This is a genomic window from Microterricola viridarii (genome assembly GCF_001542775.1).
In the GTDB taxonomy this organism is placed as follows: domain Bacteria; phylum Actinomycetota; class Actinomycetes; order Actinomycetales; family Microbacteriaceae; genus Microterricola; species Microterricola viridarii_A.
Window position 1 is genome coordinate 1,590,690 of record NZ_CP014145.1, and the last position, 24,165, is coordinate 1,614,854.

Here is a 24,165-nt window from a genome sequence, read left to right on the forward strand (position 1 = left end):
CTCTGCGGCTGCGAGGCGCTGACGAAGCTCCTCGTTCTCGCTGCCCAGACGACGCAGCTCGACTACGACCTCGTCGAGGAAGTCGTCAACCTCGTCCTGGTCGTATCCCTCGCGGAACTTGGTCGGCTGGAACCGCTTGTTGACTACATCTTCCGGAGTTAGCGCCATGGCTTTCCACCCTTAGAACTTTGGTTGCGAACAGATGGTATCGATCGATCAACGGTAACAAACCCCGTTGCTCTCACGCACGATGCACCGTCTTGCGGTGTCACCGATTCAGGATACCCGGAGCAACGCCGGCGGCGCTGAACGGGCACACAGTGTTGGATGCATCAGGCGCCGCCGACGGATCGGAACGCCCCGACGATCGGCATCAAGATGATGATGATGAGCATTGTGAGGCTCCAGCCGAAGTCGAACGCAACGGCACCGAGGCGCAGCGGCGGAAGAATTCGGCGGAAGAATTTGATCGGCGGATCGGTGATCGTGTACACAAACTCAACCGCGATCAGGGCAAAGCCGTGAGGCCGCCAGGAGCGATTGAAGTTGCGCACGAGGTCGAGAACGAACCGCGCCCACATCGCAAAGAAGTAGAGCAACAGCAAGAAATACAGAATCCCCGCGATCAGGGCAACGATGAACACAGACTAATTATGACTGTGCGAAGAAGGAGGCTTCGACATCGGAGTCGGTTTCGCCATTCTCGCCGCTCACCACGATGTGCTCAGGGGAGAGCAGGAACACCTTGTTGGTGACGCGCTCGATCTTGCCGTACAGCCCTGCGAGAGGCCACTGGCGAAGTCGATCAGGCGACGGGCGTCGCCCTCACTCATCTGCGAGAGGTTGATGATGACGGGGATGCCGTCGCGGAAGCTCTCTGCAATCAGCTGCGCGTCGCGGTACTGCCGCGGGTGCACCGTGAGGATCTCGTTCATCTCTGCCGCCTGTGTGTGTGCCTTGGGGACGGGGGCCTTGCGCAGCGGTGTCACCGGGGCTGCGCTCTTGGTGGGCGCGGCTGCGGGAGCGTGCGCGACGGGGGCAGCGGCGGCAGCGGGCTCCTCGTACTCGAGCTCTTCGTCGGCCAGTCCCAGATAGACCATGGTCTTCTTGAGCGGGTTGGACATTACTACCTCCGTGTCAGGATCCGTCTATTCGAGATTATTCGGGCTGGGGGCGAATCCCGGTAATGGCTGTGCCAATCCGGAGGTGTGTCGCCCCTTCGGCGATGGCAGCCGCAAAATCCTGCGACATGCCCATGGAGAGTGCTGTGGCCTGCGGGGCGGCGCCCCGGATGGACTCCGAGAGCTCCCGCACGCGAGCGAATGCCCGCTGCGGCTCCTCACCGAGCGGGGCGACGGCCATGAGGCCGAGCAGCCGGAGTCCCGGGGTGTCCAGGGCCTGGTCGACGAGCTCGGCCAGCGCGGCCGGGGCCACGCCGCCGCGCTCCGGGTTGTCGGTGAGGTTGACCTGCAGGAAGCAGTCCACCACCCGTTCGGGCGAAGCCAGTGCGCCGAGCAGCGCCGGGCGGTCGATCGAGTGGATGACGTCGGCGTAGGCCCGCACCTGCTTGGCCTTCTTGCTCTGCAGCTGGCCGACGAAGTGCCAGCGCAGTGGCAGGTCGGCGAGCTCGGCAGCCTTGGCCTGCGCCTCCTGGTGGCGGTTCTCGCCGACGTCGCGCACTCCGAGCTCTGCGAGCTCGCGGACGAGGGAGGCCGGGTGGAACTTGGTCACGACGATCGTCGTGATCTCGCTCGGCGCGCGCCCGTGCGAGCGCGCGGCATCCGCGATACCCGCCTGCACCGACGCCAGCCTCTCGGCCAGCGTTGAATGCTGGGCGCCCCCGACCTCACTCATCTGCGTCGACTGCGCCGTGTTACTTGAGGAAGTCGGGGATGTCGAGGTCGTTCTCCTCGTCGAACCCGGGGTCAACCGCGGCGGGGGCCGGTGCGGCCTCCTGGCTGCTCCAGGCCGACTCGACGAGAGCGTCGATGTCACTCGCAGAGGGCTCCTCGGCAACGGCGGTGGCGCTGGTTCCTGCGACGGCGGCAGTGCCACCGGCGGACAGGAAGTTGCTGCGCCGTCCGTCGGCCTGCTTGCTCTGGGGCTCTCCCCCGTCGAAGCCGGCCGCGATGACGGTCACGCGGACCTCGTCGCCGAGGGTGTCGTCGATGACCGCACCGAAGATGATGTTGGCTTCGGGGTGCACGGCCTCCTGGACCAGGCGGGCGGCGTCGTTGATCTCGAAGATGCCGAGGTTGGATCCACCCTGGATAGAGAGCAGAACACCGTGGGCGCCGTCGATGGACGCCTCAAGCAGCGGGCTGGCGACGGCCAGCTCGGCTGCCTTGATGGCGCGGTCGGCTCCACGCGAGGAGCCGATACCCATGAGGGCGGAGCCGGCGCCCTGCATAACCGACTTGACGTCGGCGAAGTCGAGGTTGATCAGGCCGGGCGTGGTGATCAGGTCGGTGATGCCCTGCACACCGGCGAGCAGGACCTGGTCGGCCGTGGCGAAGGCGTCCAGCATGCTGATGCCGCGGTCGCTGATCTCGAGCAGGCGGTCGTTCGGCACCACGATGAGGGTGTCGACCTCTTCCTTGAGGGTGCTGACACCGGTCTCGGCCTGAGCCTGTCGGCGCTTGCCCTCGAAGCCGAACGGCTTGGTGACAACGCCGATGGTGAGCGCACCGATCGATTTGGCGATGCGGGCGACGACGGGGGCACCGCCAGTGCCGGTTCCACCACCTTCACCGGCCGTCACGAAGACCATGTCGGCCCCGGCGAGGGCCTCCTCGATCTCCTCGGCGTGGTCCTCGGCGGCGCGACGGCCCACCTCGGGGTCGGCGCCTGCGCCGAGTCCGCGGGTGAGGTCGCGGCCGACGTCAAGCTTGACGTCGGCGTCGCTCATCAGCAGCGCCTGGGCGTCGGTGTTGATGGCGATGAACTCGACGCCACGGAGGCCGAGCTCGATCATACGGTTGACGGCGTTGACGCCGCCGCCGCCGATGCCGACGACCTTGATTACAGCAAGGTAGTTCTGATTAGTTGACACGTCCGGCCTCCGGTGGAAACTCTCAACTTCTAGTCGAAGCTTAAAGTTATGCTGAGTATGCAATTCCTAAGTCGAAGCTATGCGCACGTGAGAATTCGCGCGTAAGGCGCGCCCGCGTGTCGCAAACTCTGCCGGCGATCCCGTGATTCGACGGCGTGTCGGGGCGTGTCGGTGTCAGCGCACGACGGCGCTGGCCGGCGAGGAGACGTCGTAGACGGAGACGGTGCCGAGCGGGGCCGCGACCATCAGTTTGCCGAGCACGACCGCCTTGAGCGCCGACTCCTCTGCGCTCCCCCACGCCACGCTGGCCCCGCCGGTGAGCACGAGGTTGACATCGTCGGTGCTGGCGGCGCGCACGACGTCGAGCTGGCCCCTGATCTCGGCGGGAAGCGCCTGGATGACGCTGCCGGCCGCCACGAGGCCGTCGTCGCCCGTGGCCTCCAGGATCGGGAATCCGGCCGGGCGTTCCGCGGTCGTCTGGATGACAACGCCGGCAGGGTCAACCAACCTGAAGCCGCCCTCCCCCGCGATCGCGCCGATCGGGTCGCGCTCGACCACGCGCACGACGAGCGTGTTCGGCGGGCGGCTCTCGGTCGAGAAGCTCTGGATCAGCGGGAAAGCGGCCAGGTCGCTCTTGATCTGCCCGTGGTCCACGAGCGGCAGGGGCGTTCCGACCTGGCCGCTGAGCGCGGTGGACACCTCGTCGGCCGCGAGCCGGTTCGTGCCCTCGACCTGGATGGTGGTGAGCGCCATCAGCGGCGAGAAGGTGCCGACAGCCACGAACAGGGCGAGCGCGACCACCGCCCCGATCCCGGTGAGCCAGGCGGCGCGACGGCGACGCAGGTGCCGGGTGAAGCGACGCACCTCGGCGCGCTCGTAAGCGCGCCGCGCGCGCGTGGCGGCACGCAGACGGGCCCTGGCGCTGCTCGGCGTCAGGGCCTCCGGCTGTTCCGCTGCATCCCCAGACGGCGAATCGGCGGTGGACGGCGACTCCCCCGGCACCTCTGCGGGCTCCTGGCTGGCACGCGGCAGCGCCGCGGTGAGCGGGGTGACCGGGGCCAGCGGACCCGTCGATGCCGGGCCGGCGGCTGCGGCCACCGCCGGTTCCTGCACGGCGATCGGCTCGGTCACCGCTTCAGGGGTGGCGGGCCCGGCTGGTGCCGCGGCCGGCTTCTGCATCCACCAGGCCGTCGGCAACGGGCCGCGCCGACCGGCCTGCGCCCGCGGGGCCGGCCGGTCGGGCGCCGCCGGCGTGCCGCCAGGCGCCGCGGCGGGCACGGACGCCGGTGCCGGCTTGGCGGTGTGCTCGATCCCCTGTGGTCGCTTCATGCCGTGGTTAGGCGCGTGCGCGCTGCAGTGCGTCCAACAGCTGCGGGACGATGCGGTACACGTCACCACAGCCGAGCGTGATCACGAAGTCACCCGGACGGGCGATCTCGGCGGTGTGATCGGCGGCCGCCTGCCAGTCGGGCACGAAGGCCACCCGGCCGGCATCCGTGAACCGCTCGGAGACGAGAGCGCCGGTCACGCCGGGCTCCGGGTCCTCGCGGGCGCCGTAGACGTCGAGCACGACGGTCTCGTCGGCGTAGCGCTCGAGCACGTCGGCGAACTCCTGCGCGAACAGGCGGGTGCGGCTGTACAGGTGCGGCTGGTGCACGGCGATGATGCGGCCACTTCCGACGACGGTGCGCGCCGCGGAGAGCGCGGCGGCCACCTCGGTCGGGTGGTGGGCATAGTCGTCGTAGACGCTGACGCCGCCGACGGTGCCGTGCAGCTGGAACCGGCGCTCGGTCCCGCCGAACTCGGCGATGGCGGCCAGCGAGGCGGTCGGATCGAAGCCGAGGCCGACGAGCACGCCGAAGGCGCCCGCGGCGTTGATGGCGTTGTGGCGGCCGGGGATGCGCAGCTGGGCGCGGTAGTCCTGGCCCTCCCAGTTGACGCTGAAGGCGACCGGCCCGTCGGTGTCCATCGAGTGCACGCGCACGGTGGCGTCTTCCGCCTCGCCGAAGGTGATGACGCGCTTGTCGGGCTGGGCGGCGCGCAGCAGCGCGGTGACGCCCACGGCGCCGGCGTCGTCGGAGGAGATGACGACAAGCTCGGATGCCGCCGCGGTGAAGCTGACGAAGGCGTCGTGGAAGGCCTCGAGCGAGCCGTAGTGGTCGAGGTGGTCGGGGTCCACGTTGGTCACCAGGGCGACCGCCGTGTCATAGAGCAGGAACGAACCGTCGGACTCGTCGGCCTCGACGACGAACAGCTCGCTCTCTCCGCGGGCAGCGCTCACGCCCAGCGTGTCGATGACGCCGCCGTTGACGAAGCTCGGGTCCGCGCCGATGCCGAGCAGGCCGGTCACGATCATGCCCGTCGATGTGGTCTTGCCGTGTGCGCCGGCGACGGCCACCAGGCGGTGGTTGCGCACCAGCCAGGCGAGGGCCTGCGAGCGGTGCAGCACCGGCATCCCGCGCTCGAGTGCGAGCACGTACTCCGGGTTGTCCAGCCAGAGCGCCCCGGTGACGACGAGGGTGTCGGCCGCGCCGACGTTGGCGGCGTCGTGGCCGACCGTGATGGTCGCGCCGAGGTCGCGCAGCGCGGCGATGTTGGCGCTGTCACGCACGTCGGAGCCGCTCACCGTGTATCCGGCACCGAGGAACAGCCGGGCGATGCCGCTCATGCCGGAACCGCCGATGCCGACGAAGTGCACGGCACCCAGCTCGGCTGGAACGGTGATGCTGAGATCGGGCTTGATGGTCACGGCTGAATACTCGCCTCTCGAGAAACGTCGAACAAGGTTAATTGGTGCACTGTGCGTGGGTGACGCGACGATGCACAGCGCTAAGGTTACGCGCCGCGGCTGCGGATTCAGTGCGTGGCGCGCGCGCCGGCGCTCTGCCCAGGTGCCTCGTGGTCGGCGAGGGCCTCGCGGATCAGCGCGACCATCCGGGCCGAGCCGTCGAGCGCGCCGACGGATGCCGCCTGCTCCCCCATGCGGGCGATGGCCGCCCGGTCGGCGAGCAGCGGCAGCAACGTGGACGACACCCAGCCTGGCAGGAACTCGGCGTCGTCGACGAGCAGCGCCCCGCCGGCCGCGACATCGGCGGCGGCGTTGAAACGCTGCTCGCCGTTGCCGACCGGATAGGGCACGAACACGGCCGGGATGCCGAGCGCGGCCAGCTCGCTGACGGTGCCTGCGCCGGCGCGGGAGACGGCGAAGTCCGCCGCGGCGAGGGCCAGGTCCATCCGGTCGCAGTAGGCGAGCAGCGTGTAGTCGGCGATGCCGGGATCGCCGATCTCGGCCTTGTCGCCGGTGATGTGCAGGATCTGCCAGCCGGCGCCAGTGATCGCGGCCGCGCTGTCGTGCACGGTGGCGTTGATCTGCCTGGCGCCGAGCGAACCGCCCGTCACCAGCAGCACCGGCCGGTCGTCGCGGAGGCCGAAGTGCGCGAGCGCCTCCGCCCGGCTGCCCGCGCGGTCGAGCGTCTCGATCTCGGGGCGCAGCGGCATCCCGACGAAACGAGCGTTGCGGATGGGGGTGTCAGGGAACGCCACACCGACGTAACGGGTGGACCGGGCGCCGAGCTTGTTGGCGAGGCCCGGCTTGGCGTTGGCCTCGTGGATCACGGAAGGGATGCCGGCGCGACCGGCAGCCAGGTAGGCCGGGGTGGAGACGTAGCCGCCGAAACCGACCACGACGTCGATGCCGCGCTCGGTGATGAGCGCCTGCACCCGGCGCACGGTCTGCCGCAGCCGACCGGGAAAGCGCAGTGCTTGCATGCTCGGCCGGCGCGGGAACGGCAGCTTGGGGATCACCACGAGCTCGTAGCCGCGGGCGGGCACCAGCCGCGCCTCGAGGCCCTCTGCCGTGCCAAGCACGAGGATCTCGGCGTCGGGCTCTGCGGCGCGGATGGTGTCGGCGACGGCGAGCAACGGGTTGACATGGCCGGCGGTACCCCCACCGGCCAGAAGATAGTGGGTCACAGGGCGTCCTTAATTCGAGGAGGTCTTCGTTCGGGCGCGGATGGCGCCTCGGATCCCCTGCCGGGCGGGCAGGCCGAGCGCCTCGCGCTCCTCCGGGGTGTGTCTGGCGAAAGAGAGCACGATGCCGATGGCGATCAAGGTGGTCACCAGCGCCGTGCCTCCGGCCGATATCAGTGGCAATGGAACCCCGAACACGGGGAACACTCCCAACACGATGCCGATGTTCATGAACGCCTGGCCGATGATCCAGAACATGGCGGTGGCCGTCGCGACGCGCACGAACGTGTCCGTGCTGGAGTTCATGATCCGCACGAAGGCGACGGCGAGCACCACGAACAACACCAGCACCACGATGGCGCCGAGCAGGCCGAGCTCTTCGCCGATGATGGCGAAGATGTAGTCATTGTGGGCGGCGGGCAGCCAAGACCACTTCGCCTTGGAGTTGCCGAGGCCGGCACCGAGGATGCCGCCGTTGGCCAGGGCGTAATCGCCGTGGATGGTCTGCCAGCACTCGTTGAGCTGCTTCGCCGGGTCATCGCAGCTGCCGTCGGCGAACATGGTGAGGCGGGCCAGACGGTTCTTGCTGCTGACAGCGACGATGATGAACAGCACGGCGCCGGCCCCGGCGAGTATGGAGAGCATGCGCAGCCGCACCCCGGCGAAGTACAGCCCGCCGAACAGCATCGCCGCCATCACCATCACGGTGCCGAGGTCGTTGCCGAGCAGAACCAGGCCGATGGCGAAACCGCTGGTGAGCAGCACGGGCAGCAGGCCCGTCTTCCAATCGGAGAGGAACTCTTCCTTGCGGCTGACGATCTGCGCGATCCAGAGAACCAGCGCGAGCTTGATCATCTCGGAGGGCTGGAACTGGATGCCGAACAGGTTGATCCAGTTCGTGTTGCCGCCGGTGCCCACGCCGAGCGGGGTGAACACGACGAGCGCCTGCAACAAGCTGGCCCCGATCAGGGCAAAGGGCGCCAGCCACTTCCAGAGGGCGATCGGGAATCGGCTGACGACGAGCATGAGGGGCACGCCGATGAGCGCGAAGCCGGCCTGCTTGAGGAATCCGGCGAAGAAGCCGTCGTCGTCGAGATAGGACTCCACCGACGAGGAGGAGAGCACCATGGTGAGGCCGAAGCCGACCAGAAACAGCGTCGTGCCGAGCAGGAGGTAGAAGTTCGTGCCCTCTGCGCGCAGTCTGCGTCCGAGGGAAATGCGGGCCGAGGCGGCGCGGGCCGAGGGGTCCTGGGTAGAGCCCTCCTCGCCCGCCCGGGGCCTGCTACTTGCCCGAGGCGGATTGCTCATCCGCCCCACCTCCCAGAAATTCTCGTACCGCGCCGGCGAACAGGGTGCCGCGCTCGGCGTAATCGGCGAACTGGTCCATCGATGCCGCCGCCGGTGCCAGCAGCACCGCGTCACCCGGCCGGGCGACGCTCGCGGCCAGCCGGACAGCGCTCGGCATGACCTCTCCAGTGTCGGTTGCGTCGACCTCGAACACCGGCAGCGTCGGCGCGTGTCGCGCGAATGCCTCGCGCAGCGCGCTGCGGTCGACGCCGATGATCACGGCGGCACGCAGGCGCTGCACCTGGCTGCGCACGAGGTCGTCGATGTCGACGCCCTTGAGCAGGCCGCCGGCGATCCAAACCACAGACTCGTTCGCCTGAAGCGAGGCGAGAGCGGCGTGCGGGTTGGTGGCCTTGGAGTCATCGATCCAGCGCACGCCGTCTGTGACAGCGACCACCTGGATGCGGTGCGCGTCCAGCTGGAAGTGGTCGAGGGCGCGGTGGATCGCGTCCACACCGACACCTGCCGCCCTGGCGAGGGCGCTGGCGGCGAGGATGTTGGCGACGATGTGCGGGGAATCCAGCCCACGCTCGGCGAGTTCGGCGAGCGTGGTCAGCTCGATGGCGCTGTGGTGGCGCTCATCGAGGAAGGCCCGGTCGCAGAGGATCCCGTCAACGATGCCGAAGTCGCTCGGGCCGGGGGCGCCGAGGTCGAAGCCTATGGCGCGGGCGCCCTCTGCGACATCCGCGTTCCTGACCATCTCCTCTGTGGCCGCGTCGGCCTTGTTGTAGACGCAGGCGACCAGGGTGTTTGCGTAGACCGTGGACTTCGCCTCGCGGTAGGCGGCGGCACTTCCGTGCCAGTCCAGGTGGTCGTCGGCGATGTTCAGGCAGACGCTCGCCAGCGGATGCAGCGCACCGACGCCCTCGCGCTTGACATGGTGCAGCTGGTAGCTCGAGAGCTCGACGACGAGCGCGTCCCAGCCCTGCGGGTCGCGGATCGCGTCGAGAACGGGCACGCCGATGTTGCCGCAGGGGGCGACGCGAAGGCCGCCCTCGGCCAGGAACGTGGCGGTGAGCTGGGTCGTGGTGGTCTTGCCGTTGGTGCCGGTCACCAGGATCCAGGGGGCTGGCTCGCCGGAGGCGGTGGGCACCTTGTCGCGCAGCCGCCAGGCCAGCTCGATGTCGCCCCAGACGGCGATCCCGCGTTCGCGGGCCCATTCCAGCACGACGTGATCGGGGTGGAAGCCGGGCGAGGCGATGAGCAGCTCGGCGTCGAAGTCGGGGAGCTCAGCAGGCACGGCGTCGAGCGAGCCCTGCACGAGCTTCGCCCCGATCACCTCGACCAGGCGCGCACGGTCATCGTGAGCGGCCGCGGCCAGCACCAGCACATCGGCGCCGAGCTCTGTGAGGGTGTCAGCGGCGGCGAAGCCGGTGACGCCGAGGCCGAGCACAGCCACCTTGAGCCCGCGCCAGTCGGCATTCCAGCTCTGCAGCGTGTCGAGCCTGGCTGCTACGGATGCGAAATCTGCGGAACTCACGTGCGGGAAATCCATTCCAGGTAGAAGGTGCCGACACCGGCAGCGACGAGCAACCCGCCGATGATCCAGAACCGCACGACGACGGTGACCTCCGCCCACCCCTTCAGCTCGAAGTGGTGGTGGATCGGGCTCATCAAGAAGATGCGCTTGCCGCGGGTGACCTTGAAGTAGGCCCGCTGCACGATGACCGAGCCGGCCTCGATGACGAAGAGTCCACCGATCAGGATCAGCAGCAGTTCGGTGTGGCTGAGGATGGCGAAGGCGGCCAGCGCCCCGCCGAGGGCGAGCGAGCCGGTGTCGCCCATGAAGATCTGCGCCGGCGAGGTGTTCCACCAGAGGAAGCCGATCAGCGCACCGGAGATGGCGGCGGCCACGATGGCCAGGTCGAGCGGGTCACGCACGTCGTAGCAGCGGTATGCGTCGCCCTGGTCGAGCCCGGCGCCGAAGCAGCTCTGGTTGAACTGCCAGAAACCGATCACGATGAACGAGCCGATGGAGAGGATGGATGCACCGGTCGCCAGGCCGTCGAGGCCGTCAGTGACGTTGACGCCGTTCGAGGTGGCCGCGACGATCAGGCAGATCCAGACGATGAACACGCCGAGTCCGATGATCGGGCCGAGCGTCAGGAAGTCGATCGGCAGGTCGCGGATGAAGGAGATGTGCGTGGATGCCGGGGTGATGCCCTGCGCGTTCGGGAACTGCAGCGCGAGCACGGCGAAGGTGCCGGCGACGATGACCTGGCCGACGATCTTGGCCCAGCCGCCGAGGCCGAGGCTCTGCTGCTTGCGCGTTTTCAGGAAGTCGTCGACGAAGCCGACGATGCCGAGGCCGACCATCATGAACAGCACGAGCAGGCCGGAGGGCGTCGGCGGCTCGTCGCTCACCCAGGTGGCGACGAAGTAGGCCAGGAGAACGCCGAGGATGACGACGATGCCGCCCATCGTGGCGGTGCCTCGCTTGGAGTGGTGTGCCTGCGGGCCGTCATCGCGGATGAACTGCCCCCACTGCAGTTTGTGGAACAGCTTGATGAAGACCGGGGTGAGGAACAGGGTGAACGCGAGCGACAGGCCGCCGGCGGTGAGCAGGGCTACCACGAGAACAATTCTCCCAGCTGATCGCCCAGAAAGCGCAGACCGGCCGAATTCGATGACTTCACCAGCACGAGGTCGCCCGGCTGGATGGTGTTTTTGAGCAGTTCGAAGGCCTCGTCGGCGGTGTCGACGATGCTCGACTCCCCGTCGAATGAGCCCTGGTTGATGGTGCTGATGTGCATGCGGCGGGCGTTTTGGCCGACGACGAGCAGCTGCGAGATGTTCAACCGCACGGCGAGCAGACCGATGCGGTCGTGCTCCTCGCCGGAGAACTCGCCCAGCTCACTCATCTCGCCGAGCACGGCGATGGTGCGCTGGCCGGGCGTGCGGATCTGGGCGAGCGTCTTGAGCGCCGCGGCCATCGAGTCGGGGCTGGCGTTGTAGGCGTCGTTGATGATCGTGACGCCATCACGGCCGCCGAGCACCTGCATGCGCCAGCGCTCTGCCAGCTCGACGCTCTCCAGCGCGGTGACGATGGCGTCGATGTCGACGCCGAGCGATTCGGCGACGGCGGCGGCGGCCAGGGCGTTCATCACGTGGTGTTCGCCGAGCACGCGAAAGCGCATGGGGCGGCTCTCCCCCGAGGCGAGGGTGAGGGTGAAACTGGTGCCGGTGGCGTCCGAGTGCACATCGGATGCGCGCACGGCGGCGTTCGGGCCGAGGCCGAACCAGACGATGGATGCAGCGGTGGCGGCCGCCATGCCGGCGACGCGGTGATCGTCGGCATTCAGCACGGCTACGTCGGCCGGGGTGAGCTCGCTGACCATCTCGGTCTTGGCGATGACGGTGGACTCGATGCCGCCGAACTCACCGGCGTGGGCAAGGCCGACGCTCAGCACGACGCCGATATCCGGCTTGGCCATGGCCACGAGCCGGGCGATCTCACCGATGCCGCTGGCGCCCATCTCGGCGACGAGGAACTTGGTCTCCTCGGTCAGCTCCAGCATGGTCAGGGGCGCGCCCACCTCGTTGTTGAACGAGGCGCGGGGCGCGATGGTGGGGCCGACTTCCTGCAGGATCGTGCGCAGCAGGTTCTTGGTGGTGGTTTTGCCGTTGCTGCCGGTGACACCGACGATCTTCAGCGTGCCGAGTGCGCGAACCCGGGCGACGACCTCCCTGGCGAAGGCGCCGAGGCCGACGACGACGTCGTCGACGAGCAACTGTGGCACATCGAGGTCGAGCTCGTGGTCGACGATGAGCAGCGCGGCGCCCGCCTCGACGGCGACCGGGGCGAACAGGTGGCCGTCGGTGAACTCGCCCGGCTTGCAGACGAACACGTCGCCAGGTCGCACGTCACGGGAGTCGGTGTGGGTCAGACCGGTGATGACGGCCGTCGGGTCGGAGGCGCGCAGCAGCTGCGCTCCCATCGCGGCTGCGATCTCGGCGATGGTCATGGCGATCACTGCAGCCACCCGGCCTCTCGCAGCGCAAGTCGGGCATCGTCTCTGGCTGAGTAGGGCAGCTTCACGCCGGCAACCTCCTGGTAGTCCTCGTGCCCTGGCCCGGCGTAAAGCACCGCGTCACCGTCGCCGGCGAGGGCGAGGGCAGCACGGAATGCCGCGCGTGGGTCAGGCACTTCGTAGAGTTCTGCGTCGGGCACGGCGGCCCGCGCACCGTCGAGGAGTGCCTGCCGGATGGCGGCGGGGTCCTCGAAGCGGGGATGGAAGTCGGTGATCACGACGGCGTCGGAGCCGCGGGCGGCGATGGCGCCCATGTCGGCGCGCTTGGTCGTGTCGCGGTCGCCGTCGGCGCCGAAAACCATGATGACGCGGCCGGTCGTGGTGCGCCGGATCGCCTCGAGCGTGTTCAGGAACGCGTCTGGGGTGTGCCCGTAGTCGATGTAGACGGTCGGGCCGTGCTCACCGGAGACGCGCTCCGTGCGGCCGGGGATGTACACGTCGATGCCGCCGTCGCGGTCCAGCGCGTGGGCGATGGCATCCAGGTCGAAGCCGGACTCCACCAGCATGACGATGGCGAGGGCTGCGTTGGCGGCCATGAACCAGCCGAGCAGCGGCAGCGTCGTCTCCAGCCGGCGCCCCTCCGGCCCGTCGAGGGCGAAGCGCGTGAAAGTGGCGTGCTCCTCGAGCACGCTCATGCGCCAGTCGGCGTTGCCACCCGGCAGGGTGCTCAGCGTGGTGACGGGGATCCGGGAGGACTGCGCGAGGCGCGTGCCCCATTCGGAGTCGACGGTGACGACGCCGCGGCGGCTGCGGTCGGGCTGGAACAGCTCGAGCTTGGCCTGGAAGTAGTTCTCGAGGTCGGCGTAGTCGTCGAGGTGGTCGTGGCTCAGGTTGGTGAAGCCGGCGATGTCGAAGACGAGGCCGTCGACCCGATGCCGGCTGAGCGCCTGGGCGGAGACCTCGACGCCGACGGCGCGCACCTCTGCCTCGCGCATGCGGGCGAGCAGGGCGTGCAGCTCGCTGGCCTCAGGGGTCGTCAGGTTGCTGGTGACCGCCACGTCGCCGATGCGGCGCTCGGCGGTGGAGGTGAGTCCGGCGACGACGCCGAGCTGGCTGAGGATTGCGTAGAGCACATAGACGACGCTGGTCTTGCCGTTGGTGCCGGTGACGGCGAACAGGGTCGCCGGGTTGTCTGCCGTGCGGTAGATCCACGCGGCGACGTCACCGAGCGCCGCGCGGGCGTCGGGAGTGACGAGCACGGGCAGCCCGGCCTCGGCGGCGAGGGCTGCGCCTGCCTCGTCGGTCAGTACCGCCACGGCGCCGGAGCGTGCGGCATCCGTCGCGAAACGAGCGCCGTGAGCATTACGCCCGGGCACGCCGACATAAAGATCTCCTGGCTGCACCGTCGTCGTGCTCAGGCTGATGCCGCTGAGCTCGACTCCGTCGATATCGCCCCGTACGTCAAGGTCGAAGGTGTCGACCAATCCGGACAGGGATCGTGAAACGGGGTGCTGCGGGCGGAGCGCCGTGGGTCCGGTCACTTGGCCCTCTTTCTTACCAGTTTGCTGGCAATTCGGGCGCCGGAGCGCCGGATGGAACGACCCGGTACTTCTTCAGCACCTGGCTCATCACTTCTTGGAAGACGGGAGCAGGCGCGGCAGACGTGTTCATATTCACCGGGCGAGCCAAGCTTACCGAAACCACGTACTGCGGGTCGTCTGCCGGGGCGTAACCGGTGATCGAAACGATGTAGTCCTTGGAGTATTTTCCGGTTCCGTCCGACATCTGCGCGGTGCCTGTCTTAGCGGCAACCCGGTAGCCCGGCACGTTCCACTGGCTGGCCAGCCAGCCCTTCTTGTAGACCATTTCGAGCATGTCGGATGTCGCGCGTGCCGCGCCGGGCGAGACAACCTGCACGCCTTCGGTGTTCGGCTGGTCGACGACGGTGCCGTCGGCCTTGGTGCAGCCGGTCGTCAGCTGCACGGGCAGCCGGACGCCGTTGTTGGCGATGGCCTGGTAGACGCTGGCGTTCTGGATGGCGGTGCTGGTCATGCCCTGGCCGAACATGGTGGCGTAGCGGGTCTGGTTGTCCCACGTGGATGGCCCGTCGCCGTTCAGGTCGCCGGAGTCCTCGGAGGGGAAGTGCACCTCGGTCTCTTTGCCGAGGCCGAACTTCTTCATGTACTCGTAGCGGGAGTCATCGCTGATGCGTTCGCCGAACTGCGACATGCCGGTGTTCGAGGAGTCGATCAGCACACCGGTCAGGGTGAGGTGGTCGTCGCCGTGGAAGCTGGAGTCGTTGACGTCGGCGCCGTTCGGGAAGATCATCCGGTAGGGCGCGACCACCTGGGAGTACGGGTCGGCCTGCCCGGAGTCGATCACGATGGCCGAGGTGAGCGCCTTGAACGTCGAGCCGGGCTCGTAGGAGGCGGCGAAGGCGCGGGAGCCGCGGTCTTCCGCCGCCGTGCCGTCGACGTTGTTCGGGTCGACGGACGGGTAGTCGGCGACGGTCAGCAGTTTGCCGGTCTTCGCCTCCATCACGACCAGGCTGCCCCAGGCTGCGCCCGTGGCCTGTGCCTGCTCGGCGAGGGCCTGCTGCGAGAACCACTGCAGGTCGGAATCGATGGTGAGCTGCAGGGTGCCGCCCGGCTTGGCCTCGCTGATGGTGCGGGTGGTGTCGGGCAGACGCACGTTGTCTGCGCCGGTCTCGTAGGCTTCCTTGCCGTCGATGCCGGCCAGGCAGCTGTCCTGGCCGAGCTCGAGCCCGGCCTGGGCCTCGCCATCGGCACCGACGAATCCGACGAGGTTTCCCGCCACCGCGCCGTTCGGGTAGGAGCGGGCCGGGAGTGATTGGGCGTACTGCCAGGGGATGTCCAGGTCGTCGACGGCGCGCCACACCTCGGTGTCGACCGATTTCGCGATGTAGGCATGGTCGGACTTGGGGTTCTCGGCCAGCGCGGCGTCGATGACGCCGAGGATCTCGGCGCCGCTCTTGCCGAGCGCCGCCCCCAACTTCTCGGTGTCGGCGACGAGCACCGCGCGGGACTTCACGGCGAAGTCGGCGTCGCTCTCTTTGAGCCCGGCCTGCGAGGCGGCGACGGCTTGCTTGGGCGAGATCGAGATATCGAAGCGCTGCACGCTGCCGGCCAGGACGGTGCCGTTCGCATCGACGATGTCACCTCTCGCACCGATGATCGGGGTGGAGCTGGAGCGCGTGTCCAGGGCGGCGGCATTCAGCTCGTCGGCGCGCACGACCTGGATCTCGACCAGCCGCAGCACGAAGATGCTGAGCAGTACGAAAAGCATGGCGGACGCGAAGAAGATGCGGGCCCGGTGGGATCGAGTGTTGCGCACCACTAGTGGGCTCCCTCTACGTCTGTCGTCACCTGAACAGGTTCAAGGGCTCTAGTGCGTGGCCGGTGCGGGGATGCCATCCTGCAACGCTAACTCCGGCGTGGCAACCGGCGCGACAGGCGCGGTCGGCGTGGCTGAAACTGTCTCAGTTTCTGCCGCGGCGGGCGGAGCCTGTTCGGTGACCAGCGGCACGCCGGCCAGGAGGGAGTTCGGCACGAGCGCCGATGCGCCCGACGCCCCGACGCCCTGCTCGCCAAACGGCTGACCGAGCACGGCGCCATCGGAGAGCTGTAGGTAGACGGGGTTGGCGTTGGTGACCATGCCGAGTGCCTGCGCGTTGGCGGCGAGGAACTGCGGCGACTTCATCCGGTCGAGGTCTTCCGTCACCATCTGTGCGTCGCGGACGGCGTCCTTCTGCTGGGTCTGCAGCGCGGCAATCTCGTAGGCACCCTGCGAGGTGACCACGCTCAGCACCAGCTGGGCCGCAATGATCGCGATGATGCCCAGCACGGCCGTCACGCCATAGACCAGCTTCGGCCGCGCCTTGCGCTGCTCACGCGTGGGGACGATCTCGATGTGCGTGCGTGCCGGAGTCTGCGGCGCCGCCGGCTGTGCCGGGCGGGCGTAGCTTCTGGCCAGGCTGTCGCTCATTCTGCGCTCCCCCGCTTCGTTCCGACGGATGCCGGCTTCCAGAGTCGCTCGGCGGCGCGCAGGCGCACCGGGGTCGCGCGTGGGTTCAGCGCCTTCTCTTCGTCGCTGGCCAGCTCGGCGCCGCGCACGAGCAGCTTGAACTGCGGTTTGTGCTCAGGCAGCTCGATCGGCAGGCCGGCCGGGGCGGTCGAGGAGGACGCCGCGGCGAAGGCGCGCTTGACCAGCCGGTCCTCGAGCGACTGGTAGGACATCACGACGATGCGGCCGCCGACGGCGACGGAGTCGAGCGCGGCGGGAATCGTCCGCTCCAGCACCGACAGCTCCTGGTTGACCTCGATCCGCAGCGCCTGGAAGACGCGCTTGGCGGGGTGGCCGGCGTTCTTCAGGGCGCCGGGGGTGGCTTCCTGCAGGATGTCGACGAGGCGGCCGGAGCGGGTGATCGGCTCGATCTGGCGGGCGGCGATGATCGCACGGGCGTAGCGGGCGCTGAGCTTCTCTTCGCCGTAGTGCTCGAAGATGCGGCGCAGATCGCCCTCGCGGTACTCGGCGAGGATCGTCTCGGCCGTCAGCGGCGATGTGGCATCCATGCGCATGTCCAGCGGCGCGTCCTGCGAGTACGAGAAGCCGCGCTCCACCCGGTCCAGCTGCAGCGAGGAGACGCCCAGGTCGAACAGGATCCCGTCGACCTCACTGAAGCCCTGCGAGGCGATCGCGTCGGCGATTCCGTCGTACACGGTGTGCACGAAGCGGGCACGGTCACCGAACGGCGCCAGACGCTGCCGGGCGATGGCCAGCGCGTCGAGGTCGCGGTCCAGCCCGATCAGCGTCAGCTCGGGGAAGCGGGTGAGGAAGGCTTCGGCGTGGCCGGCCATGCCGAGTGTGCCGTCGACCATCACCGCACCGGGCTTCTGGACTGCCGGGGCGAGCAGCTCGATGCAGCGTTCGAGCAGGACGGGTGTGTGGATGTCGTTGAGTGCCATGGTTTCCAGGGAGGGCTCCTGATTCCTGATCCCCATCCGGTCGACCTGCCACCGGGGAAGTGTGGCAGGGCAAATCGGCTGGGAGTCAGGCGTCAGGAACTAGAACAGTCCCGGAATCACCTCCTCTTCTGTGTTCGCGAATGCGGATTCTTGTTCATTCAGGTAGTTGTCCCAGGTGGCGCTGTTCCAGATCTCGAGCCGGCTGCCGACGCCGATCACGGTCAGATCGCGCTCCAGAGAGGCGTAGCTGCGCAGGTTGGCTGGGATGGTCACGCGGTGCTGCTTGTCTGGCGTCTCGGCGCTGGCGCCGGAGAGGAAGACACGCTGGTAGTCGCGGGCCTGCTTGCTGGAGACGGGAGCCTGGCGGATCTTCTCGTGCAGGCTCTCGAACTCGCGCGCGCTGAACACGTAGAGGCAGTGCTCCTGCCCGCGGGTGACGACGACGCCACTGGCGAGCTCCTCGCGAAATTTCGCGGGCAAGATCAGCCGCCCCTTGTCGTCGAGCTTGGGCTCGTAGCTTCCAAGGAACATGCCATCACCCCCGTAATTGCGGCTCAGGTCCGAGTTCACTCCACTTTACTCCACTATGCACCCCAAAACAACGATATTGGGAATAAATCTGGGCATCGCAATACACACTTGCCCGGAATCATGCGGGACTGAGGGGTGGAGTGAAGTGGAGGGATTTTCACCACACTCCCCCACGCCACGGCACAGAGCAACAAAAGGGCAACAAAAAAGGGGCCGATCCATGTGGATCGGCCCCTGATTCGAAGCGGTGTTTCAGTGCTGGTGGAGCGCGTTGGAGAGCGCTACTCCTGCCCGTCCTGGCGACGGTCCCAGCGGTGGTTCATCTTGTCCATGAAGCCCGTGTCTGAGCGGGCGGGGCGCGCAGCACCGCGCGCGCTGGCCGGGGGCTCAACGGGTATCGATTTGGATGGCTTGATCGCAAGCAGCACGCCGGCGAACATCACCACGAAGCCGACGATGCCGATCACAAGCTGGTGCAGCATGACCCCGGCGAGGATCCCGCCGATGCCGGCAATGGCGATCAACGCCCCCAACGCGATGGAACGGTAGCTGGGTCGTCCGCGGGACGCCCCAACTGTGGCGACGAAATCGGCGTCATTGCGATAGAGGCTTCGCTCCATCTCCTCCAGGAGCCTTTGCTCCTGCTCAGAAAGTGGCATCTCATTCCCTTCAGTCTCGGGATCGTGTCGAGATATCAACATCATTCTATCGGCGCAACGATGGCTAGGCTAGGCAGGTGGCAGAAAGCACTCGACTGGTCGACCTCGTCGACTCACGCATCTCAGAATTCCTCGCGAACCGTGCTCCCATTGTGCGCGCGATCAGCCCTGAGCTGAACCCATTCGTTGAGTTCTCTCGGCAGTTTCTCAGCGGTGGTAAGCGCTTCCGCGCGCTGTTCTGCTACTGGGGATTCGAGTCGGTCTCCGGGGCGGATTCCGGCTTCGATCCCTTCGCCGACGACGAGGAGCCGGGGCGCGACCTGCGTGCGATCGTCTCCGTCGCCGCCGCGCTCGAGATCTTCCACGCCGCCGCTCTGGTGCACGACGACATCATCGACAACTCGGACACCCGCCGTGGCGCGGCATCCGCCCACCGGCTGTTCGAGGCGCTGCACAGCGACTCGGACTGGGCCGGCAACCCGGCCGACTTCGGCCGCGCGGCCGCGATCCTGCTCGGCGACCTGCTGCTCGGCTGGAGCGATGAGCTGCTCGACGAGGGCCTGGAGCTGCTCGAGGACCGGGCCCAGGCCCGCGCCACCCGCGCCGCCTTCAACCACATGCGCACCGAAGTGACGGCCGGGCAGTACCTCGACGTACTCGAGGAGAGCGCGTGGCTGCGCCGCCCGGACGACGAGCTACGCGAGCGCGCGGAGCGAGTCATCGTCTACAAGTCGGCGAAGTACAGCGTGCAGGCTCCGCTGCTGATCGGCGCAACGCTCGCCGGCGGCACGCCGGCCCAACTGGCCGCGCTGCGCGACTTCGGGCTGCCGCTCGGTGTGGCCTACCAGCTGCGCGACGACATGCTCGGCGTCTTCGGCGATGCGGCCGTCACCGGCAAGCCGAGCGGCGACGACCTGCGCGAGGGCAAGCGCACCGTGCTGGTGGCCATCGCCAGGGGCCTGATGCCGCAGGGCGCCCGGCGCGCGATCGACGAGTTGCTCGGCGACCCCGACCTGGATGAGACGCAGGTGCGGATGCTGCAGAACACGATCGTCGACTGCGGCGCGGTCGAAGAGGTCGAGGCACTGATCTCACGCAATGTGCGCACGGCCATCGCCGTGATCGGCTCCTCGCCGCTCAGTCGCCGCGCGATCGCGCAGCTGAGCGAGCTCGCCGAGACCGTGACGAAGCGCTCGGCCTAAGGGGCGCTTTCTCACCCTGTGGGTTGTCATTGAGGGAGTCTCGGTGCGGCTCGCACCGCTTCGCTGATTGATTCCCAATGGGCTGATTCCCACTGTGCTGATCCCCAATGGGCCCTGATCGCGCCCGTGATGCCGAGCTCGCGGCGCAGGGCGGGCGTCCCTTTCGAGACCACCGCCGCGGTGCTGTCCTCCTGGCCATCACAATCTGGCTCACGGCGTGCAGAGACACGCCTCAGGCGCCGGCACGCCGGCATCCAGACACGCAGCGCAGTTGTGGCCCACAATCCTCGGATTCTGGGCCACAACTGCGTTACCTGCTCGGGGCCGAGCTCAATCAGCGGGAGATGCCAGCCCGCTCAACGAAATGGCTTAGGAGAGCGCCTGAGCGACCCGGCGCACCTCGGCCTTGCGGCCGGCGCGGAGCGCGTCGATCGGGGCGGCCTTCAGGCTCTCCTCGACGCTGAGCAGCCAGGTCATCGCCTCGTCATCGCTGAAGCCGTCGTCGGACAGCACGAAGAGAGTGCCGCGCAGTGCGGTCAGCGGCTCTGACTCGTCGAGGAAGTCGGCGGGCACCTTCAGTACACCGTCGATGCGCACCGCGAGCAGGTGCTTGTCTTCGATGAGCCTGCGCACACGGCTCTGGCCTACGCCGAGAAGGTCAACAAGGTCAGGGATAGTCAGCCACTGTCGGCCAGAGAACACATCGGTCACGTTCTAAGAGTGCCACGTCGCGCCGCTCGTGCAAACCAGCGCGCCGCAGCGCGGCGGTCGAACCGAGCCAATTCTGAGTCACATAAGTCACGTCAGTCACATACGTCACTCTGCCGGCATCGGATTTACTCGCAACACTCTGGTCGCAGTGATTGACTCTCGATGACTTCTCTGCCACGGTAAAAGGGTTGATGGACGGGGACCTTGGCGATGAGACTGATCAGACGATGAACGAGATCGAGAACACGACCACACGTCGCGCGGCGCTTCGCGCCTCCGCCAAACGGCGCTCCTCCTTCGTCACGATCCCGCTCGCCGTCGTCAGTGCGATCGCGGTGTCGTTGAACTTCGCGCAACCCGCCGAGGCGGCGACCACCCCGAAGCCGTCGCTCAAGCCGCGCGCCGCGACACCGACGCCCAAGCTCACCGTCGCCCCGGCATCCGTCGCCGCCGCGCCGGCGCCGTCCAGCTACACCGTCGCCGAGGGCGACACCGTCAGCGGCATCGCCGCGCGCTACAGCCTGTCCACGGCCGCCGTGCTCGCTCAGAACGGCCTCGGTTGGTCTGCGGTGATCTTCCCCGGCCAGCAGCTCAGCCTCGGCGGCAACCCCGTCGCGGTGACTTCCGCGCCGGCCGCGCCGTCCTCCGAGATCACCCGGTACACCGTCGTCAGCGGCGACACCATCAGCGGCATCGCCAGCGCGCACGGCATCAGCAGCCAGGTGCTGCTCAGCGCCAACGGCCTGCACGCCCAGAGCCTCATCTTCCCCGGCCAGACCATCGTGCTGCCGGATGCCGGCCAGGCTCCGCAGCTGGAGCCCACTGCTGTCGTGGTCTCCGACAACGGGACCGGCACCCACACGGTGGGAACCGGCGACACGATCAGCGGCATCGCGAGCTCAGCCGGCGTGTCGGTGCAGGCCCTGCTCGACGCCAACGGCCTCGGCTGGTCCAGCATCATCTACCCGGGCCAGACCCTCGCCCTGCCCGGCGGCCCCGCGCTTGCCCCGGCCGTTCTGGTGCGCGAGAGCGCCCCCGCATCGTCGATTGTCGACAGCGATGCTGTGCCCCTCAGCAGCGAGATGCGCGAGAACGCACGCATCATCATCGACGTGGCCCGCTCCATCGGTGCCAGCGACGAGGCCATCGTCATCGCACTGGCCACCGCCGCCCAGGAGTCGACGCTCCGCAACATCCACTACGGCGACCGCGACTCGCTCGGCTTGTTCCAGCAGCGCCCGAGCTACGGCTGGGGAACGCCGGAACAGCTGACGGACCCGGTCTACGCCACCCTCGCCTTCTTCGGCCAGGCGCCCAACGACAACGACATCGTGCCGCGGGGACTCTTCGACATCAACGGCTGGCAGTCGATGAGCCTCACCCAGGCCGCCCAGGCCGTGCAGGTCTCGGCCCATCCGGACCTCTACGCCAACTGGGAGCACTCGGCACGCAGCTGGCTCGCCCAGCTCGGCTAGGCAACCCAACCGACCTCTGCGGGCGATCTGGGCCCGCATCCGGTAACAACCCCATGTCAATGCGCCGCTTCACGGTGTTTTGTCGGGCTTTACCCGTGTGGACTTCCTAGACTTCAACGGTGAGCTCCACACCGAATGATCCGATGATCGGCCGTCTGATAGACGGCCGTTATCAGGTGCGCTCCCGCATCGCCCGTGGCGGCATGGCGACCGTCTACCTCGCCACCGACCTGCGCCTGGAGCGCCGCGTCGCGATCAAGATCATGCACGGCCACCTGGCCGACGACGACACGTTCAAGACCCGGTTCGTGCAGGAGGCCCGCTCCGCCGCGCGCCTCGCCCACCCGAACGTTGTCAACGTGTTCGACCAGGGCCAGGACTCCGACATGGCCTACATGGTCATGGAGTACCTGCCGGGCATCACGCTGCGCGATCTGCTCAAGGATTACGGCAAGCTCACCCCCGAGCAGACCATCGACATCGTCACCGCGGTACTGGGCGGCCTGGCCGCCGCTCACAAGGCTGGCATCGTGCACCGCGACCTGAAGCCAGAGAACGTGCTTCTGGCCGACGACGGCCGCATCAAGCTCGGTGACTTCGGCCTGGCGCGCGCCGCCAGCGCCAACACCGCGACCGGGCAGGCACTGCTCGGCACGATCGCCTACCTCTCCCCCGAGCTCGTCACTCGTGGCGTCGCAGACGCCCGCAGCGACATCTACGCACTCGGCATCATGATGTACGAGATGCTCACCGGCGAGCAGCCCTTCGTCGGCGAGGCGCCGATGCAGATCGCTTACCAGCACGCCAACGACTCCGTGCCCGCACCGAGCCTCAAGGTGCCGAGCCTTCCCCACGAGCTCGACGAGCTGGTGCTCTGGGCCTCTGCGCGCGATCCGGAGGACCGCCCACGGGATGCCGGCGCCATGCTCGAGCAACTGCTCGTGGTCACCGCTGGCATGCAGGGCACAGCCGAGCCGGGCGCGACAGAGGCCACCACGGTGATGCCCGGCCCCCTCGCGCCGACCATGGTGCTCTCCGGCGCTGCACTGGCCGGCGTCGACGACTTCGCCGGCTCCGACTCGGAGACCCAGATCATCGGGAGCGCCCGGCACCGCACAGGACCTGTCGACGCCGCCGACGCCGACGGCGCCGCGCAGCTGCGCGGCAAGGCCGCATCGCGTAAGCGCCGCGGCTATTGGCTGTTCGCGGCCATCGTGCTGCTGACCGGCCTCGCCGTCGGAACTGGCTGGTACTTCGGCTCCGGCCCGGGCTCCCGCGCCACCGTGCCCGACGTCACCGGCCAGAGCGTCGACAGTGCCGTCACCGACATCACTGCCGCCGGGCTCCAGGCAGCCGAGACCACCGCGAGTTGCTCCCACCCGAGCATCGCGCCGGAGCTGGTTGCCAGCACGAAGCCGGCCGTGGGCAGCTCCCTGCCCCGCGGCGCCCTCGTCACAATCTGCGTCTCCACCGGCCCGGCCATCATTGACGTGCCCGCCGTGATCGGCCTGCCGGAGGCCGAGGCCCGCACCACGCTCGGGCCGCTGTTCGCCGTCGCCGAGGCCAGCGACGTCCGCTTCACGGATGAGCAGCCGGCCGGCGCCGTCATCGCCCTGTTGGACGCGGACGGCAACGCCGTGGCCGCCACCGCCTACGAGCAGTCCCCCGTGACGCTCGTCGTCTCGGCCGGCCCGGTGCCCGACGTCGCAGGGAAGAGCGTCGACGACGCGACGAACACACTGAAGGCGGCGGGGCTCGAGGTCGAGACGACCGACCCCGTCTTCAATTCCACCGTGCCAGACGGCGTTGTGATCTCCGCATCGCCGCAGGCCGATGGCCCCGTGCGGGCCGGATCGACGATCGTGCTCTCGGTGTCGAAGGGCCCCGACCTAGTCGAGGTGCCCGACGTCGTCGGAATGAACCTCGGCGAGGCGATCCAGAAGCTGCGCGACGAGGGCTTCGTGGTCAGCTACAGCTTCCCCGACCTGCTCATCCCCGTCGCGAACGCGGTGTCGACAGACCCCGCCGCCGGCGAGCTCGTCGAGCGTGGCTCAGCCATCACGGTCAAGGGACAGGTCACGCTCTAGCGGCCACGCCCGGTCAGACAGGCACGCGGTCATCACTCCCCGCGCGCCGTCCGCTCCGGCTGGAGCCGGCTGCCTGTAGCCGGTCGGCGGATGCGCGCCGCGACACGCCGGCGATCCGGGCGTGCCGGCGCATTAGAGGGCGCCGCATCCGCGGACTGGCTACGAGCCGCGACACC

Annotated in this window: 20 protein-coding genes and 2 pseudogenes; 3 read left to right on the plus strand and 19 right to left on the minus strand. The window is 68.4% G+C overall.

Translation table 11 applies throughout. The features are described from left to right. Positions 1–57: 57 nt before the first annotated feature. The 18 genes and pseudogenes from AWU67_RS18075 to AWU67_RS07420 form a co-directional block, all read right to left on the minus strand. Positions 58–168: pseudogene (locus tag AWU67_RS18075) on the minus strand (DivIVA domain-containing protein); the annotation flags it as partial. Positions 169–332: 164 nt separating this feature from the next. After that, positions 333–644: a YggT family protein gene (locus AWU67_RS07340; RefSeq protein ID WP_067227413.1), complete on the minus strand. Its 312-nt coding sequence runs from the start codon at positions 642–644 to the stop codon at positions 333–335. 7 nt (positions 645–651) lie between these two features. Continuing rightward, a pseudogene (locus AWU67_RS07345) lies at positions 652–1,124 on the minus strand (cell division protein SepF). 34 nt (positions 1,125–1,158) lie between these two features. Then, on the minus strand, positions 1,159–1,854 hold the full coding sequence (locus AWU67_RS07350) for a YggS family pyridoxal phosphate-dependent enzyme (protein ID WP_067227416.1): 696 nt from the start codon (positions 1,852–1,854) through the stop codon (positions 1,159–1,161). 19 nt (positions 1,855–1,873) lie between these two features. Further along, positions 1,874–3,052: a cell division protein FtsZ gene (ftsZ, locus tag AWU67_RS07355; protein ID WP_067227417.1), complete on the minus strand. Its 1,179-nt coding sequence runs from the start codon at positions 3,050–3,052 to the stop codon at positions 1,874–1,876. A gap of 174 nt (positions 3,053–3,226) precedes the next feature. After that, positions 3,227–4,381 carry an FtsQ-type POTRA domain-containing protein gene (locus tag AWU67_RS07360; RefSeq protein WP_067227419.1) on the minus strand — a complete coding sequence of 385 codons (1,155 nt, stop codon included), beginning with the start codon at positions 4,379–4,381 and terminating at the stop codon, positions 3,227–3,229. Between the two features lie 7 nt (positions 4,382–4,388). After that, positions 4,389–5,801, minus strand: a complete 1,413-nt coding sequence (gene murC / locus AWU67_RS07365; RefSeq protein WP_067227422.1) for a UDP-N-acetylmuramate--L-alanine ligase — start codon at positions 5,799–5,801, stop codon at positions 4,389–4,391. A gap of 107 nt (positions 5,802–5,908) precedes the next feature. Beyond that, positions 5,909–7,024, minus strand: a complete 1,116-nt coding sequence (locus tag AWU67_RS07370) for a UDP-N-acetylglucosamine--N-acetylmuramyl-(pentapeptide) pyrophosphoryl-undecaprenol N-acetylglucosamine transferase (RefSeq protein ID WP_067227424.1) — start codon at positions 7,022–7,024, stop codon at positions 5,909–5,911. Positions 7,025–7,033: 9 nt separating this feature from the next. Next, positions 7,034–8,329: a putative lipid II flippase FtsW gene (gene ftsW, locus AWU67_RS07375; RefSeq protein ID WP_082716835.1), complete on the minus strand. Its 1,296-nt coding sequence runs from the start codon at positions 8,327–8,329 to the stop codon at positions 7,034–7,036. After that, the gene (gene murD, locus AWU67_RS07380; RefSeq protein ID WP_234407388.1) at positions 8,304–9,848 is read right to left on the minus strand and encodes a UDP-N-acetylmuramoyl-L-alanine--D-glutamate ligase; all 1,545 of its coding nucleotides are present in this window, start codon (positions 9,846–9,848) and stop codon (positions 8,304–8,306) included. The genes ftsW and murD overlap by 26 nt, the downstream gene beginning before the upstream one ends. Beyond that, entirely contained in the window at positions 9,845–10,942 is a 1,098-nt protein-coding gene (gene mraY / locus AWU67_RS07385) for a phospho-N-acetylmuramoyl-pentapeptide-transferase (protein ID WP_067227431.1), read from the minus strand. Before mraY ends, murD begins: the two co-directional genes overlap by 4 nt. Further along, on the minus strand, positions 10,936–12,342 hold the full coding sequence (locus AWU67_RS07390) for a UDP-N-acetylmuramoyl-tripeptide--D-alanyl-D-alanine ligase (protein ID WP_067232317.1): 1,407 nt from the start codon (positions 12,340–12,342) through the stop codon (positions 10,936–10,938). The genes mraY and AWU67_RS07390 overlap by 7 nt, the downstream gene beginning before the upstream one ends. After that, complete coding sequence (locus AWU67_RS07395; protein WP_067227432.1) at positions 12,339–13,880, minus strand: Mur ligase family protein; 1,542 nt, start codon at positions 13,878–13,880, stop codon at positions 12,339–12,341. Before AWU67_RS07395 ends, AWU67_RS07390 begins: the two co-directional genes overlap by 4 nt. Positions 13,881–13,893: 13 nt before the next feature. Next, positions 13,894–15,696, minus strand: coding sequence for a peptidoglycan D,D-transpeptidase FtsI family protein (locus AWU67_RS07400; protein WP_234407389.1), 1,803 nt, complete (start codon positions 15,694–15,696; stop codon positions 13,894–13,896). Between the two features lie 48 nt (positions 15,697–15,744). Further along, positions 15,745–16,344 carry a hypothetical protein gene (locus AWU67_RS07405; RefSeq protein ID WP_067227435.1) on the minus strand — a complete coding sequence of 200 codons (600 nt, stop codon included), beginning with the start codon at positions 16,342–16,344 and terminating at the stop codon, positions 15,745–15,747. Beyond that, positions 16,341–17,324, minus strand: coding sequence for a 16S rRNA (cytosine(1402)-N(4))-methyltransferase RsmH (gene rsmH, locus AWU67_RS07410; protein WP_067227437.1), 984 nt, complete (start codon positions 17,322–17,324; stop codon positions 16,341–16,343). Before rsmH ends, AWU67_RS07405 begins: the two co-directional genes overlap by 4 nt. A gap of 99 nt (positions 17,325–17,423) precedes the next feature. Next, the gene (gene mraZ / locus AWU67_RS07415) at positions 17,424–17,855 is read right to left on the minus strand and encodes a division/cell wall cluster transcriptional repressor MraZ (RefSeq protein WP_067232324.1); all 432 of its coding nucleotides are present in this window, start codon (positions 17,853–17,855) and stop codon (positions 17,424–17,426) included. A gap of 281 nt (positions 17,856–18,136) precedes the next feature. Then, complete coding sequence (locus tag AWU67_RS07420) at positions 18,137–18,514, minus strand: DUF3040 domain-containing protein (RefSeq protein ID WP_067227438.1); 378 nt, start codon at positions 18,512–18,514, stop codon at positions 18,137–18,139. Between the two features lie 77 nt (positions 18,515–18,591). Between AWU67_RS07420 and AWU67_RS07425 the strand changes: the two genes are divergently transcribed. After that, a complete protein-coding gene (locus AWU67_RS07425) occupies positions 18,592–19,716 on the plus strand; it encodes a polyprenyl synthetase family protein (protein WP_067227441.1) in 1,125 nt (374 codons plus the stop codon). A gap of 369 nt (positions 19,717–20,085) precedes the next feature. Here AWU67_RS07425 and AWU67_RS07430 read toward each other — a convergent pair whose 3' ends face one another. Then, positions 20,086–20,427 carry an Rv2175c family DNA-binding protein gene (locus AWU67_RS07430; RefSeq protein WP_067227442.1) on the minus strand — a complete coding sequence of 114 codons (342 nt, stop codon included), beginning with the start codon at positions 20,425–20,427 and terminating at the stop codon, positions 20,086–20,088. A gap of 227 nt (positions 20,428–20,654) precedes the next feature. Between AWU67_RS07430 and AWU67_RS07435 the strand changes: the two genes are divergently transcribed. Then, the gene (locus AWU67_RS07435) at positions 20,655–21,902 is read left to right on the plus strand and encodes a LysM peptidoglycan-binding domain-containing protein (protein ID WP_067227443.1); all 1,248 of its coding nucleotides are present in this window, start codon (positions 20,655–20,657) and stop codon (positions 21,900–21,902) included. Between the two features lie 143 nt (positions 21,903–22,045). Further along, complete coding sequence (pknB, locus tag AWU67_RS07440) at positions 22,046–23,989, plus strand: Stk1 family PASTA domain-containing Ser/Thr kinase (RefSeq protein WP_199922393.1); 1,944 nt, start codon at positions 22,046–22,048, stop codon at positions 23,987–23,989. Positions 23,990–24,165: the final 176 nt, after the last annotated feature.